Below are 18,138 nucleotides of genomic sequence, written 5' to 3'. Positions count from 1 at the left end.
AGATTTAAGATTTGGGGCAAAATTACTTTACTAAAACTTTCTTAGTCGATACTGAACCGCTTGCAGTATATAACTTAATAATATAAGTTCCAGTACTTAAATTCTTAACTTCATATTCAGAGTAACCGCTCTCTGAAATATTTTCGATGGTATGTACAGATTGACCTAGCATATTAAATAGTTCAATCGATTTTACATCCACAAGGTTAGGGTTTATTAATACAATTTTTTCTTTGTCATTAGAGTATAATACATCTAAATTTTCGTTGACTTCGTCATCCACGCCAAGTAATTGCGCTTCGGTAGCAAACGTAATTTCAAAACGGTTTAAGTACTCACCTGCATTTAAGAAGAATTCGTAATCACTTACTCTTAGATCGTGATAGATACCTAACTCAATATCGTGTGCATATATATTAATACTATCAGGTACATTTTCTAAAGCATCTATAGCTATACTGTTGAGACCATCGATATTCGTTTTTATACCTAAAGGATATACCGTAGCCATTTCAACTTCATTACTACCTTGTATAATATACTTATTGTCATTGATCATCCAGAACATATCGTCCGTCTGGTCATCGTATAATAAGGCATCAAATGCCCAGTCGTAATCCATTGTTGTATTATCATCTATAGTTAATAGAAGTTGTCTATGTAATTGCAATTCATTGCCAGAATTATAACCAATTCTAAACTTCATTCTATCATCTATATCCTCAGCATTATTAGGATCGACCTCAGTTCTTGCGGCAGTATTATTTCTTAAAAATACAGAGTTAGAACTACCTTCTATCTGGAAAGCACGCTGATCATTTTCAAAATTTATAGTACCTGCACTTACTCCAGATACAAAGAAACCTTGACTTACCGGAATATATTGCCCTGGTGTTTTTGTACCTACGCCAACCTGAGCCACATCTGGATCTGGTGCTGGTGCTGGTACACCACCTGATAGGTTATATAATGCATATCCACCTTCGTATTCGCGTAATATATGTGAGCCTCCGCCCCAATGTTCCCAGAAATAAAGGGTACCCGAAGTAGCTGTGTTATCTGCGATAAACTCATCAGCATCGATGGCTGAAGCATAAGGGTTACCAACTAAATAGTCGTTACCTGCGTTAATAGTTAAGGTGATATCTCCGTTATTAGGTTTTCCTAAGAACACATAGTTTTGATCGGTTAATATGGACCCTGTTCCTGGGCCTTTCATAGTAAAACCTTCACCAGCATCAATGTCTCCAGTGCGTCTTACATGTTGCCATGCCGAATAATCATCACTTGTTAGGTTGGCGAATTTCCAAATCCAGTAATCGGCTATTCTTATTGGGTTGGTAGCTGCACCATTTAACCCTGAGCTTGAAAAATTAATAGGGTTAGTACCATCTAGCATAACATCTTGTACTGTATAACGATGATCATTTTTTGCAATATCAGTTGCACCGACTGGCGATGACCAATAGTTATAAGTAAATGTATCTGCTGTACCTTGTTGGTCTTTTTCTAATTCTCCGCTACCAATAATGTCTAAATCACTATCCTCAGTTTGAACCAGCTGCGATTCACCTTCTAAGTCAATTTTACCAGTTAAACTCAAGTAGTGCGAAACAGATAATCCGTTGCCGGTTTCACTAATATTATCACCAGTTAAGGTTAATTCATTGGCATCTACGTACAATGCTAGTACATCGCGTTTATCATTTTTACCTGATGGTAAAGAGGAGTTATCCATAGATACATTATGTGATGTTCTTACGATATTCCAATCTACGGTGACCGATGAATCTACTATAGATGTTGATCCTGGGATATATTGTACGCTTCCGTTTTCCCAGGTTCCGCTAGTATCCCAATCACCATCTGCTGTTGACTCATATGGTAATGGTGCTGTTTGTCTATCAACAGTATCAAGATTTCTTAAAGCTCCTTGATTACCATTTCCTGAGGCATCATCAGTATTAGTATACGTGTAAACAGACATTGGATAATATCCAGCTAACTGATTCCACGGAACTGCATCAATATCATTTTTTGTAATTGAAGTTGGTAATACTTTACCCATGGTCTGACCAGAATTACCTTCAATTTCTTGATTCATTACAAAGCGTAATTGATCTTCTGTTAGCGCCGTGTCCCAGACACGTACTTCATCAATATTTCCTCTATAGTGTTGTGTTATGGTACCTTTACCAGCAGCTGCTATTAAGAAAGAATTATCAGTTGTTACCGGTGCTGTTTTTGCTTGAGTTCTATCAAGAACACCATCGATGTAGATAGATGCATCAGTACCGTCATATATTACTGCGACATGATGCCACTCATCATCAGGAATTGATGTCGTACCTACCAGACTTTGTAAGCTACCATTTTGCCATAATACCTGAATTCTATCATCATTTCTAATTCTTAGATCATAACCACTTGTAAATGATGTATTTCTTTTAGATATAATAGATTTATTTCCACTATCAGCGGCATCACGTTTTATCCAAGCAGACATTGTAAATCCTGAAGGGTTTAAGTCTAAAGCATCTTCCATGTCAACATAGTCAACAGATCCATCAAAGTATACCGAACGTTCTACTATAACTTGTGGTGCATAACCAAAAGTTATATACTTAGTACCATCAAAATCGTATTCAGTTTCTAAATTACCAGAACCATCAGAAGTCATTACTCTATAATCTGCGGTTGGATCAAAAATTCCAGTATCAGAAATAAACATTAAATAGCTTCCTGGAGGTGAAATATTTCTTACTGCTGCTTGTGGTATTCTTACCTTTACTTCTGGGATATCTCCGCCATTCTCTACAACTTTCCAGATACGTTGCATAGCTGTGAAAGTTACATTGGTAGTTAAAGCAGGAGAAATTCCGGCACTCATATTGACAGATACCGTAGTTGCGGCAGAGTTAAGATCAATACCATTATTTCCCCACATTAAGAATTCCTTATCATTAAATGTAGTTGGATTTGTTGATTTGTTGATATTATTAGTATCGTAGATGTCTGCTAATCCCATAGTAACTATACCTTGGGTTCTTCCGTCAACATCACTAGCATTATTGACACTCCTAGATTGTTTTTGATCTAGGTCAGAATCATCATCACGGCCAATACCAGCTATATCATAATTGTAACCCGAATTTACAGATTGATCCCATATTACAGTACCATCACTATCTACATAATCTTGTGACGTTCCATTAACACCAAGCGTAATTCCATACTTAACTGCTAAATAAGACATTATTCTGTTACGTTCTTGGGTTAAGTTAGCATCATCTTTTTTGGCTGTATAAGTTATAATTTCACATACTCGTCCTTCATAGCTACCTTTAAAAGCTTCACTACGTCCAATGAAATATCTTGAATCACTAACATTAGAAAATTGAGGTACACCAACTTCGGTATTTCCTATATCATTGGCATTATATAATAAAATATTTGCTGTAGCTGAAGTCGCATTGTTTTTAGAATTTATGATACCAACATTGTCATAGGAGTCTGTTGTACTTGTATGTGCAATACCATAACCTCTATCTGCAACTGGTGTAGAGCTTGAAGAAGGTGTTGTACCAACCGCATAAGATATTACTTCATCAGCGAATCTTACTGAGTATCCTCCATAACCGATACCACTTCCATCACGTTCATCTGTAAGAGCATCTCTATCCCCACAAAATACATCCATACTTGCCAACGCAGAATTTGCAGTAACGTCTGGTATTGAAACCACAAATATATCTTGCGTGTAAAACCCGGATGTACCCACTAATGTTGTTCTGTTGGTGTCTGAATAAGTGTAATCTTCTGATGCTGTATCGTAATCGTTATCAAAATCTATTACAGGGTTAAAATTCACATTATAGGCAACATTGTCACGGTAGGTAGGTTCTAGCCCAGCAGCGGGAACTGTAGCATCTGAGCCACGACCTTGATCTCTCCATATACTAACGGGTTGCCCATCAGTATAGGTTAAGCCGTCCGTCCCTTTTAGCCATAGTGCTAAATCTGCTATAATTCCACCAGGTCCTTCGGTTAATGGAGCGATTCCATTTCCTTGAATGTCAAAATTATATGTACCTTCATCGGCATCGTTATTTAAGATGGTTAAGGTTGCATTTCTAATACCACCAGCAGAGGGATTAAATGTTATTTGAAACGTTGTACTAGATCCTGCTGTTATTGGTGTTGTAGGTATTGTTGTTACAGTAAAATCTGCTGCATGAGCACCAGAAACACTAACATATGGTGAACTTCCCGTAAGGATTAAGTTGTTTGTACCACCCAAGTTTCGTATTGTGAATGTATTAGCCACTGGCACACCTACATCAGTAGAACCAAAATCGGTATCATCTACTATGGTTGGTGTAGTATCTCCGTCTACTATAGAAGCACCATTACCAGTTATGTCAATTTCTTGAAATGGTGATGAAGCAATAACAGTTACTCCGTAATCTTCTACTTCACCATCAAAAGTTGCCTCACAATTTGTAGGGTCAGCGTTATATTTTGCAGATACTCTCATCCTTGTGGTACCAAGAGTTGCACCAGCAGGAATATTAATAGTTAATGGGGATAATGTAGTTGTACCACTACTAACGTTTACAGCAGTTCCTAAATCATACGCTTCGCCGGCATCATCAAAGTCATAGTCTTGATTCCAGTCTATCCAGACATAAGCATGTATAGTGTAATTTCCATCAGTATTAACACTCACACTTAAATTTTCTGTACTACCTTGAGTTACGCTTGCTATATGCGTAGAAGTAAAGTCTTCATAACCAACATCCTTTAAAGGACCATCAGAATTATTAATAGATTCAAAAGTTACATTAGTAACACCTGTTTCATAAGATGTATCACCTGAAGAGCTGCAATAAGTAGGTGTAGTACCAGTTCCTTGGATATCAAAATTATAAGGGTTCTCGTTACTATCGTTATTAGCAATAGATAGTGTTGCTGTTCTTAAACCAGCTGCACTAGGTGCAAAAGTGATTTCAAAAGTTGTGGATCCCGAAGCTGCAATTGAAGAACTCGGAATAGCAGTAACACTAAAGTCAGCTGCATTAGTACCAGATATAGTAACATATGGTGAGCTACTTGTTAATGATAAAGATGCATCACCAGTATTTTGAATAGTAAAGATATTAGCAACAGAGCTAATAGTATCTACACTGCCAAAATCTGTATCATCTGTTGCTGAAGGTGTTGTGTCACCGTCAGTAATTGTATTACCATTACCTTGAAGATTAATTTCTGGGGCGGGAGTGTACCCTGTACCTTGAATGTTAAAGTTGTAAGGGTTTTCGTCGCTATCATCATTAGCTATAGTTAGTGTGGCAGTCCTTAAACCATCCCCACTTGGGTCGAATGTAATCTCAAAAGTTGTAGAACCAGAAGACGCAATTGAAGGACTTGGGATAGCAGTAACATTAAAGTCAGCCGCATTAGTCCCAGATACACTAACATATGGTGAACTTCCAGTTAATGATAAAGAGGCGTCACCAGTATTTTCAATAGTAAATGTATTAACCTGAGTTCCTGCTGCTGTGACTACCGTTCCAAAATCCGTATCATCAGTCGCAGTAGGAGTCGTGTCACCATCAGTAATTGTATTGCCGTTTCCTCTTACATTAATCTCTGGTACAGGTGTGTACCCTGTACCTTGAATGTTAAAGTTATAAGGATTTTCATCACTATCATCATTGTTTACAGTTAGAGTAGCTGTTCTTAATCCATCCGCACTTGGGTCGAATGTAATCTCAAAAGTTGTGGATCCAGATGCCGAAATAGATGAGCTAGGAATAGCAGTAACACTAAAATCTGCAGCATTAGTACCAGAAATACTTATATATGGTGAGCTTCCAGTTAAGCTTAAGGTTGAAGCACCAATATTTTGAATTGTAAAAGTATGGGCTTGGGTTCCTGCAGCTGTTATTACTGTTCCAAAATCCGTATCATCACTTACATTTGGTGTTGTATCTCCATCTACAATAGTCGTTGTATTACCTTGTACATTAATCTCTGGTCCTGTAGGTGTAATTAAAGCAGATAAGTCCACAATCTGGATTTCATGCTCCATTGTATTTCCACTTCTATGTGCCCAATGTGCAGCTTGGGTAGCAGAGTTAAAGTAATAATTTCTCCAACCTCTACCATACGCTGTACCTCCACCTGTACTAATTGATGATCCAATAATTAAAGCCTCACTTGTATTTGATAAGCCAGCAGAACTTATATTTATTGTTGTTTCATCTTGCGAACTTGAAGTATTTTGAAATCTTGTAACATTTAAATCTGAATGAGACAGAACGTGAACAAATTGTCTATTGGTTCCTGTAGACGCGTGACCACTTTGAAATGTCCAATCCACAGTTTGGTTATTTGAACCAGGATCCATCAAAGGCCAATGATCTTCAATTCCTTCATTGGTGCCATCATTGGTATTATCACCTCTGTGATGACTGAATATTATAGCCTCACTCCAAGCGCTTACATTGGTTGCTGTACCAGTTCCATCAGAATTATTTCTTAAAGTCACACTACCTGTATCACCAGACGTATCACCAGAATCACCATGTAATACGGTCCAATTACTACCAGTAAACTCTACAACGGTAACATATACAGTTACATTATTGGCATTAGTACCTTTTTCTACTCGTAACGTACTCGCATCCTCTAAATATGCAATGGCAGTACCTGAGTCTGCACCTGCTGAATTTTTATTAGAAATTACACCAGTTATAAATGGTATACAATCATTTGCATTAGTAATACCTGATAAGGCTTGTGTAATACTATTTGTTCCTCCGTTTAGACTTAAGGCATATCTTCCCCTAACGATCATTTCATTAGCACCACCTGGAGGGCCAATATACTCCCAAATAGAACTATTAAACCTCATATTTGATGTACTGGAGTTTCCTTCTCTGTAATAACTCAAGGTTCCAGTACCTGTTAATACTCTGGCACCAGATAAGTCTCGGATATTAAAGGAACCCGTCGAGCCGCTGGATCCAGCAGTCATTTTTCTGTTGTTGTTAGCTAATGCAAAAGCACTATTGGTTGATGATACAGGTGTAATACTAGTACTACCTCCGGTCCTTGCAATATCATCTTGAATATGTTGCACATTAAAATCTTGTGCAAATAAAGATGTAGATAACATAAAGATTAATGCAAAGCAAGCATAACCTTTTATAGTTAAGGTAAAAGTTTTCATAAGCGGTTAAGTTTAGTTTGGGACTAAAATTATGTGTCAAACATAGGGTATGATTCTATTAAATGCAAAAATAATCGTTGAAATACATAGCTGTGTTTTTAACTTATTGAAAAACAGTTAAATAAGAAAAGCTCTATTTAATGAAAAATAGAGCTTTTATACTGGTTTTTGGCAAAGATTATTGTTTGATAAGTTGTTTTACAACTGTACTATTTGTTGTTACGTCATATATCTTCAATATATATGATCCACTTTTAAGATCATTTTGAGTAAATAATCTTACGGTTTGATTATTTAACTCTAATTTATTGGTATTGATTGATCGTCCTAAGACATCATAAATATTAAATACTATTGTATTCCCTAACATATTTGAAGGCAACTTAACATCAATAGTATTTTTAAAAGGGTTAGGGTAAACGCTAATGAGATCCATATTTTGATCTGAAATACTTAATGTATTTTCGAAGAAATTAATAGTATAATCTTCAACTTCACCGTAATCAAATGTCTCACACGGATCATCTTGTATAGTACCTTGATTTGAGGCATTATAATATTTCATGAGAACTCGCATTACAGTATCTCCGGTTTTTGCTGAAGATGGCACTGTGAACAAGCTAGAGACTGTTTGTGGGTTAACAGAAGCTCCTTCTTCAAGTACTTTTTCACTACTTGAAAATATGCCATCTTGATTATAATCAATCCAAACTGATACTGCTTCTCTGTATTGTGTACCATCCCAATGCTTCTTAACTGAAATGCTATTGCCAGTACTTCCTATTTCAATTGGACTAAATATGGACATGCCTTTGTAATTTGAATATCCGGATAGAGTAGAGCTTTCAGAATTATTGGCTGTACCATTTAAATTTACTTCTCCAATATATTCATCAGCAATACTGTTGCCTTCTGCATTACAATAAGATACATCTCCAGTAGTAAAATTATCTAGTGTAGAATATTCAGAAGAATTTGTTCCGCAATTTGAGCGTACTTCATATTCATAAGATGTGTTAGGCGTTAATCCTGTTAAACTATATGAGTCTGTATCTATATCTAATATTTCAATCCATGTACCACTACCAACTTCTCTGTATCTTAGGTCAAAAGAAGATCCAGATGTTGTAATCCAATTCAATGTAACTGATGATGATACTATATCTGTAACACTTAAGCTTCCAGGAATTGCAGGTGTTAATAGAGTCATTAATATATCTGCTAAAACTTTTTTCTCATAGTTAGCTATAGTTTGGTTATATATAGTGACAGGTTGGTAACATGGTGCTTCAAACATAATATCATATGTGCCAGCATTAATAGGTCTGTAAAAATCACCGTGAGGTGCATCACTTATAGTATTTGACCCATAGGCATCATGTCCAACGATAGTTACTGTAGCTTCAATAGGCGTTCCGTAATTACTATCTTTAACTACACCTCTAAATCCATAAGTACCTTGAGTTAAATAATCTAATAAGGCATCTCTATTATAGTACCAATAATCAACTAGTGAACTTTCAGGCAATATTTTTACATCAGAAAGTTCTATAGTTACTTCTCTACATTGGTGATAAAAGTTCATATAATCTTGACGACCACCAAATACACGATACCATTCGGCTCCATGGGTAACCCCTTGGCTAGGATAAACATCGCTATCGTCATCGTCGGTCATATAGGATGATTTATTTGTGTAGGAAGGAGTTGCAGTATTACCAGAGTTTGCATCAGTTTGACAATGTGTTGCATATTCTACGGATATGTTTTCAAACCAATCTCCATCAGGATGTGTATACTCGCTTACATATGCATTATCAAAAGGGTAATTTACAAGTTCTGTACCGCCATGAAAGTTTGCAGAAATCACAAAATGATTATCCTCGGCAAGTTGCATAAAGTGTAATGTTTCTGTTTGGTAGGCGTTACCATCAGTGTGTGCACCCTGTTTATTGTCTGGATAGTTTCTATTTAGGTCTATATTGTTTGCATTACCTCTTCTGGCATTTGCTACAGAAGTATTATCAGGACTATTGTGGTATGTACCATCAGGATTAGCACTGGGATTAATCCATAGTTCAGTATTCTCAACTAAATTTTTAACTCTGGCATGGTCAGCATGACCTGTATCACTATATACTGTAAGTATATAATTAATTAGGCTTAACATCATAGGATAGCCAGCAATTTCATCACCATGCATAGATGAGGTAAACATAAGTTTAGGTTCTTGCTCGTCAGTTGAAACATTATCAGATATTTTTACAAATAACAATTCTTTATCTCCTTGACCTGTTGCTCCTATACTAAACGTCTCTACTAAAGCAGGATAATCGTCTTCAAAATCTTGCATTTGTTGGGCGTACTCAGTATAAGTTGGATATGAACTTACAGGAAATGATAGTGTGGACTGTGCATTTCTATTAGCTAAGGGTCTTACATCATATATTGTAGCTTCTTTAACTTCGTTTTCATTTTCAGGAACCTGAAAAGGAATATTTAAAGCTTCAAAGTATCTAAATTGAGCTTCATTTGCCCAGGCAATTACTGTTTTAGTATTGGGATTATAATTAATTAGAGAAAGGTTTTTAGTATAAATAGGTACATCTTCATGGTTTTCAACCTGAAACGTGAACGTTAATTCTCCTTTAATTGATAAGTAGTTTTTAGCTCTTTCTTTATCTGGGTTTTGAGCGGTTAAATGTATTATTCCTAATAAAATTAGAGTAACAGCTAGGGTAATTTTTTTCATCAGATTTGGGGTTTAATGAAATTTATTATGCGGCTAAGATATAAATTAATTCAAAAAAACATCTTTAAAACGCATAAAAAACCGATGAAATGCATTTTTTTGTAAACTTACATGTCGTTGATTTTTATTTAGGTCATAGCATAATCAATTGGATTTCAGCTAGTTTTAATTTTTTACACCTGGCAGACCATTAGGCCTTTTTGTTTGCCAATGAAATGTATCTGCTTTTTTTTCTGTTGGAGCAACTTCATCTAAAGTATTGGCATCATAGATAATGCCATTTTTGACAACATATGTTAAGGTATTTGTGTTTCTAAGGTTATCTAAAGGGTTTGCATTCATAATTAACAGATCTGCAATTTTACCAACTTCCAATGTTCCCAAATCATTATCTAATCCAAGAGCTTCGCAACCTTTTATAGTTGCTAAGCGTAAAGCATCATAATTGCTCATACCACCACTAGCTACAGCCCAAAGCTCCCAATGAAAGCCTAAACCTTGTAGTTGACCATGACTACCTATGCCACCAATGCCATCGGCTTCAATAAGATCTTTCATAAACTCAGCATGTTTTTTAAAGACATGTTCATCATCTCTAAACCACCCTGGTCGTCTTCTGGACTTTTGAGCTAATTCTCTATATGGTGTGAAATATTGCATCTTTTTATCATCGTATGGATTTTCTCTTGAATAGAAATAATTTTCAGCCCATGGTCCTCCATAGCTTACTAATAAAGTTGGCGTAATGGCCATTTGCGATTCCGCAGCAACTTTTATAACATCGTCATAAAGTGGGTAAATAGGAAAAGAATGTTCATGCCCAGGATTCCCATCAATCATATTTACCATATTTTGTTTAAAATCTAGACCACCTTCGGTTGTAGGCATTAGTTTTAATTCTTTAGCAGCCATTATTAGCCATTGGCGTTGTTGACGATTTCCAACAATATAACTCTTTATGCTCTTTGTGTTATAGTACTCGCTATATTGTTTTAAAATGTCTTTAGCATGATCTAAACTCTGGATATTGTATGCCCAGAAACCTACACCAGGACCTGTGCTGTAAATTCTTGGACCATGAATCATACCAGCATCTACCATATCGGCATAAGTTAATACATCTGTAGTCGCTGTCTGTGGATCTCTAGTGGTAGTAACACCATAAGCAAGATTTGCAGAATAAATCCAAACCTGATTTTTATGAATTCCCCAATTTGGCCACATATGTGCATGCGTATCAACAAAACCAGGTGTTACGGTTTTTCCTTTGATATCAATTATCTTAGCATTATTTGGGACAGTAAAACTTCCTGAAGGCCCAATATTTTTAATACGATTGTTCTCTATAAGAATATCCCCATTTTCTATAACTTGTTTACCGTTCATAGTAATAATTCTACCACCTTTGAGCAAGGTTATACCTTTAGGAATAGCACGTTGGTATTTTACTTTTACTTTGTATTCATCTGCCTTAAATTGAGGTTTGTCTTTCTTCTTATCTTTTTTGTCTTTAGGTTTTATTGAGTCTGTTTCCTTTTCAGAATCTTTAAGTTCTTTTTCCTTCTTTTTTGCTAATGCTAAACTATCCTTAAAAGCTTTTCCTTTAGTTAGATCGTATGCAAAATAACTGGCTCCAAGTGACCAGTGTACTTTTTTACTATCATGTGACCAAGCAGGAAATTCACCTCCTATGATAGTAAGTTTGTGTGCCGGGAATGCAGCTTTTTCTGGTTTAGCCAAATTTATGGATGGAGTTGTACCTATCTTAGGAATAATTACTGAGTATAAATCATTATTAATCTTAGCTAAGGCATGTGTACCATCAGGAGATATTCTGATCTCACTTGGTCGGGAACCTTTGTTGTTTTCGCGCCAACCTTCTTCGTGTGTTGGCATTGCTGTTTCGTGATCTTTTCCGAAGATATCAGAAGAGCCATAGGTTTTTATTCCTATGAGTGTTAAATGTTCCTTTTCATCACTACCATCCCAGCGTAAGGATATTAAACCTTTTCTACCATGATTAAGATATATTCTATCATTTATCTTGGTAAAATGAGGAGTCGTTCTTCCTTTTGTTTTATCAATGATGGTTATATCCCCACCATAGCTGGAAATCCATGCCAATTCTTTATATACACGACCATTAAATGGATCTATAGCATCATCATAAGTTTGTGCAGCACCCTTAGTAAACGCAATACGATTACTATTATAAGACCAGGCAGGGTTAGTGTATATGCCACGTTCCTTTGTTAGTTGTATAGGATTGCCTTTGCCCGAAGCATTTACTTTAAATAAATGCCCACCATCAGGCTTCCATGTAGTGAACACAATTTGTTTACCATCAGGCGACCAATCTGGCATAGCCTCTGTGAAATTATGCTTGGTTAAACGTTTTGGTGTACCTTCTGGTAAGCTCATAACGTAAAGTCTGTTTAAGGCTGTAAAGGCTATTTGTTTGCCGTCAGGTGATGGTTTGGCATCTCTAATCTGAGTAACTAAAGCTTCAGGAGTATCATCTATTGGATATTTAAAGGATACCATAGGACCTAAATCTAAGTCTACATCTACAGAGAATGGAATCTCGTTCGCTTTGCTATCTGAAATACTTATGCTATATAGTTTACCGCCATAAGACGCAATTAAATTTTTACTATCTGGTGTAAAAGCCATAGCGGGCAAAACACCTAGTGGCGCAATAGATTCTTGATCATCACGTTGTACAGGGTAAGCCAACCAGCGCTCTTCTCCAGTTTTTAAGTTTCGTAGAACCAAACCAGTATGCTCTTCAAAACGACTTCCGTATACCATCCAGTTACCATCATCCGATAAAGTAGGAGTAAACGCAGAACCATAGCGTGAGGTCACTAATTCTGTATCTGCATCTTCACGGTCAAAACTCATAATCTGATATTGTGGTAATTGAGCATTATAGTTCCATGCACCACGTCGTGCCGAGAAGTAAATATATCTGCCATCTGCACTAAATGCAGGATCTATATACTTACTGGCTTTTTGTTTTGATAACAAATTAGACCCCGAACCTCCATCTTTATGAACAATAAATGGTTTAATATTTCTTCTGCCACGTGTGCCTACAATATAATCGCCATCAGGACTCCAGTCTGCAGACACATGGTATTTGTCTTTATCTTTAGTAAGTTGTTTTTGTTCCTTAGTTACTAAATCCATAGTCCAGAGGTTATCAGAGCCACTTTTATCTGAAATAAACAAAATACTTTTACCATCAGGACTGTAACGTGGATGCACATCGTAAGGCATACCTTCAGTAAGACGTGTTGCATTTCCACCTGAGATAGGAATAGTATATAAATCTCCCATCATATCGAATATAATGGTTTTACCATCGGGGCTCACATCGACAGACATCCATGTGCCTTTTTTAGTTGTAAATTGTATGTTTCTGGTAGGTTCTAATGGTAACTCTTTGGTTGCTTTTTTTGTAGAATCAATAATTTTTTCAGAGTCTTGAGCAATTGATAAGTTTATAGTAAAAATTAAAAAAAGGGTAGTGTAAATGCTGATGTGTGTTTTCATTTTTGGTTGATTAAAATTTTCAAGTCCTTAAAAATAAGTAAATTAATGCTAGCCAAATGTTAATTTCATTACAAAGCCTAATGGGTTTTTATTAATGAATATTAGTAAACAGCTATTCTTAATTTGGTATTTGTATTTTAAAAACCTGTGAATTTTTCATGACCTTGTTTTTTATTACTAAAACTATGTAAAAGTTTAAAACAATTGTAGGTCTAGCATATAATAATTATTGAAAAATGAGTAGATAGTTTATGTGTTTTCAGCATTTGAAAGATCTGCGTTATATGTAATTATCCAATAGACTCCAAATTGGTCTATTACCATACAAAGAAGACCATATATATTGGTTGGTCTAATACTTAAGATCGACCTACCTTTATATGAGAGCCGGTTATGTAATTCTATTAATTCTTCTTTAGAATCGGAATCGATAATAAATACACTAAACGGTAAATGGATTTGATGTTGATTAAAGAATACCGAACGATTACAACCTCTTATATGTATAGTATCATCAATTTGCAACCAGATATGGGCTAATTTGCCTTTTAAATTTTCTTTATTTAACCCAAGAATATCATCTTCGATGTTATCTAACTTAACTATAGATCCATTAAAGAGCTCCTTATAAAAACTAAAGGCAGTTTCACATTTTTTATCTATCATCAAAAAAGGAGCAATTGATTTCATAACTAAGCAAAATAGTATTGTGGTATAGTAAATGCAAGCTTGTCATTGTTGCTCACTTTCTGTAAAGGAAGTTTATGATACCCATAATACGTTTTTATCTTTATGCTTTTTAAGCATGAAAAAAAAACAAAAAGTAACGCTACCTTTTTCATCAGTAAAACGCATTTTGGTTGTACTAAGTATATTGGAATAATTAATAACATACACTTCTTTGTACTTTAAAGGCCTACCGTTTATATCAGAAAATTGTAAAGTAAAATTTATAAACATAAAAGAACGTCTTTGTTTTGTAATCATCTTTTTGTTAAAGTAATAGATGATGGACATTTTAATTATAATGTTTTCTTTTTCAATAATTTTAAATAAGGTTCTAAAGGGTAGGACTAATCAAATGTCTAAAACAATAACCTATTTCTAAAAAGTGAATGAGCAATCGTATCATATAGCGACATGAATGGTATAAATGTTTACATAACCGTATGATTTATAAAGATTAATGGTCTGTAAGTGCTTAACATCCCGTTTTTTACAAATTTCTTACCAAATTTTACATTACATCTTAGTATTAGATGAAGACCATACATCTTTGTAATGTGAAACCACAATAATTTACTGCAATTATGAAAACTTACAGAGAAGTCCTCAATTATGAGGTTAATGCCATAGCCCTAAACAGTCGCGAACTTTTTTACCTAAGACTTTTTGCCCATAATTATAATGATAATGCCATAGCTGCATTTTTAAGCTTATCTAATGAAGCACTTAGTATTGCTAAATTTGGTGTTAAGGAAAAATTTAAAACCACTAACTGGTTAAATATTATGCAAACAGCACAAAGTCTGGATATTTTAGATCCTTTAGATTATGTGCCAGAATTTGTTCAACTCCAGGCACAGCTTTGTGTCAGTAATTTAGTTAAGATTTCAAATTTCAGCACCAATGATTGTACGATTGATAATTTGCAAAATACCCTTATGGAATTTTACAAAACGTGCAGAAAAATTGCCAATAATAAACGAGATAAGCATAATACCATAAGAACTTTAACTGATATGGAAAAAAAGTATTTGGTTTTAAAGTATAGTGGATTTAACGAAGTGTCTATTATACAAACACTAAATATAAGTGCTAGAACTATTTTTAAAATAAAACGTGAGGTATTAACTAAACTCGGTACCAATAGTCTATTTAATGCTTACAGAAAGGCTATAGATAATGGTCTTATAAAAAAGCAAACCATAGAATCTAAAGCCTTAATAGATAGTTCGGTTAAAATTGCAAGATCAATTAATGATCTTAATATATCCTATATAAAGATGCCTCAAAAAAATCAAAAAGCCTATACGCAAGCGTTGTATTTTAAGTTGTTAGAATTTTACACCCTTGTTCATTATACCATACTTTTTAAGACACCTACTACATCATTAAACTGAACATTAAATTGACCAAGAAAGGATTAAATGAGCATTTATTACGTAAATAAGTACGTTTATGTACGTTTTATCCCGAGTATTCATTAACGTTTTTTATTAACCCTTATCTATGATAACTTTGATTTAGTTGATGTAAAGATTCATTCTTTACTTTTTTAAAACATTGCCTTATTATTATCTTGGGTAGAGGTAGAGGCAATGTTTTTTTTGGATATTGTTTTTTAAGTGGTGATTTTTTAAAGCCTAATCTATAGAGGTTATGGTATTGCTTACAGTAAATTTTGAAATCGTAAAACTACTTTTGTACCGCTAGGTTGATTCTCATGATATAAATCATCTATATCCATAGAGATTTTATAGGTATTCACTTTATTAGAAATCGCTATTCTATCTTTAGTTATGCTAGAAGACCAAGATTGATATTGGTTCTTTATTTTAGATTTGTTTTCTTCAGCTGCTTTTCTGCCTACACCATTATCTTCAACTTCAATAATAAAATCCTCAGATAATTTTTTAAACTTAATAGTAATAGTTCTATTAGTTTTCTTTGGTGTTAGACCATGGACTATAGCGTTTTCAACTATAGGTTGCAGTATCATATTGGGGATTTTTATGTGTTTAATATCCAGATAACCTTCTGTAATTATTTCATAGTTGAGATTATCGTTAAGGCGATATTTTTCTATCTCTAAATATGTATTTAAATAGGTGATCTCTTTTTCGAGGTGCACATATTCAAAGTCATTGGTGTCTAACGTAAAACGCATCAGTTTAGAAAATGTACTGATATATTTGTTAACCGCTTTTTCTCCTTTTGTTATCATTATGCTCTGTATACCATTTAAAGCATTAAAAATAAAGTGTGGATTCATTAATGCTCTAAGCGAACGTGCTTCTAATTGTTTAAGTTTATTTTGAGTTTCGTAGTTTGCTATTATTCGTTTTCTAAGGAAATAAGCCCAAAGTAAGCTTAAAGAAATTAGCAATGCAATAACCAGTATAATAAACCAATTGGTCTTATAAAACACCTCATCTACCTTTACTTTGTATGTTAAAGTATTGGTTAGTTTTCCTTTACTGTTATAACCTCTAACGGATATATTATAATCATCAGCCCTAAGGCCTTGTAACTGAATTTGATTAAAATTACCAATACTAATCCACTCATTTTTTATTTCTTCTATTTTATACTCGTAAGTACATTTTTCAAGATTCGGGACATCATTAATTGCAAAAAATAATGTGATATAGTTTTGATTGTATGGTAATCTGAACTGTGACAAGTCGCTCAAACCATAAATAAATGCCTTTTTCTTATTATGCTCTTTATCAAATCGCGATACTTTGGTTAAGCTAATTTTAGGCTTATTGTTACTGATTAATAATTGATTAGGGTTAAACATTGTAACACCACTGATACCGCCAAAATAGAATGTGGTGTCATTAGCCTTGTAAAAAGACTTAGCATTAAATTCATTATTAGATATACCGTCAGACTCAAAAAAATCAGAAACTTCTTCTGTAACGGTATTATAACATATCAGTCCATTATAAGTACTAAGCCACAGGTTGTTGTTGTACTCATCCTCAAGTATGCCTACGATATGTTGGTTTTTAAACCCCTTATTTTTAGACATGTTTTCACTAGCTAAAGTAATAGGGTTAATTTTTTGCAACCCTTTTGCCGTTCCTACCCAAACCATATCATTTTTGTCTTGCATTATATATATAACATTATTACTGCAAATAGGGAAATTAGCATTGTCTTCTGCAAAATTACAGACTTCACCTGTATTCAGATTTTTAAAAAATAAGCCTAAAGACTGCGTACCTAACCAGAGAGTATTTTCGTTTTTATTAAAATATACATCATTTATTTTGTGGTTTTTCAAATTAACAGTTTCTGAGAGCTGGTTTCTATCAATAAAAGTGTTGGTTTTAATATTATATTCAAATAGTCCATTAGTTCCGGCGAGGTAATATCTGTCTTGGTCTATAGATTCTATATCAGAATGCTCTGTATATGGTCTCCAATTAAGTGTTTCGGGATATGAAATAGGTTCAAAGGTTTTTGACTTAAAATTGATGGTAAACAATTTTTTAGCAAAGCCATAACCTAAAGCTAATGTATCATTTATGGGGTAATAGCCATATAAAAAATCTTTAGGTTGTCTTTTATCATTTAATGAAGAAAATATAAAGGGTTTAAAATTATTCTCATCAGCATTTTTTTTAAAAAAGCCTGAGTAGGTAAATACATATAAATCACCCTTACTATCCTTAAAGAAATCCCTCGTGCTTGTATTGTCATTTTTTTGAAAGTAAGTTTTAAAGTTATTATTCTTGTAATTGTAAATGTTTATGCCATCACTACTTATTGTTATGATATTATTGTATAACGTCAGCAAAAAGTGAACTTGATATAGTTGTTATTTGAGCGAGATTATAGAAGTAAATTTATAATCTTA

At 34.3% G+C, this 18,138-nt stretch carries 6 protein-coding genes; 1 reads left to right on the top strand and 5 read right to left on the bottom strand.

The features are described 5' to 3' along the window. Positions 1-22 precede the first annotated feature (22 nt). The 4 genes from Q0912_RS04915 to Q0912_RS04900 all read right to left on the bottom strand — a co-directional run bounded on the left by Q0912_RS04915 (position 23) and on the right by Q0912_RS04900 (position 14,237). Complete coding sequence (locus Q0912_RS04915) at positions 23-7,237, bottom strand: choice-of-anchor D domain-containing protein (RefSeq protein WP_299112647.1); 7,215 nt, start codon at positions 7,235-7,237, stop codon at positions 23-25. A gap of 178 nt (positions 7,238-7,415) precedes the next feature. Continuing rightward, entirely contained in the window at positions 7,416-9,989 is a 2,574-nt protein-coding gene (locus Q0912_RS04910; RefSeq protein WP_299112646.1) for a M14 family zinc carboxypeptidase, read from the bottom strand. A gap of 165 nt (positions 9,990-10,154) precedes the next feature. Further along, on the bottom strand, positions 10,155-13,547 hold the full coding sequence (locus Q0912_RS04905) for an amidohydrolase family protein (RefSeq protein WP_299112644.1): 3,393 nt from the start codon (positions 13,545-13,547) through the stop codon (positions 10,155-10,157). A 249-nt stretch (positions 13,548-13,796) separates the two neighbouring features. Further along, a complete protein-coding gene (locus Q0912_RS04900; RefSeq protein ID WP_299112643.1) occupies positions 13,797-14,237 on the bottom strand; it encodes a VOC family protein in 441 nt (146 codons plus the stop codon). Positions 14,238-14,857: 620 nt separating this feature from the next. On the opposite strand from Q0912_RS04900, the gene Q0912_RS04895 reads away from it, so the two are divergent. After that, entirely contained in the window at positions 14,858-15,670 is an 813-nt protein-coding gene (locus Q0912_RS04895; protein ID WP_299112642.1) for a hypothetical protein, read from the top strand. Positions 15,671-15,939: 269 nt separating this feature from the next. Here Q0912_RS04895 and Q0912_RS04890 read toward each other — a convergent pair whose 3' ends face one another. Further along, positions 15,940-18,078: a histidine kinase gene (locus tag Q0912_RS04890; protein WP_299112641.1), complete on the bottom strand. Its 2,139-nt coding sequence runs from the start codon at positions 18,076-18,078 to the stop codon at positions 15,940-15,942. Positions 18,079-18,138 lie beyond the last annotated feature (60 nt).

Source organism: uncultured Winogradskyella sp. (assembly GCF_947498345.1).
Taxonomy (GTDB): Bacteria; Bacteroidota; Bacteroidia; order Flavobacteriales; family Flavobacteriaceae; genus Winogradskyella.
This window is presented reverse-complemented; position numbering and strand designations above follow the sequence as displayed.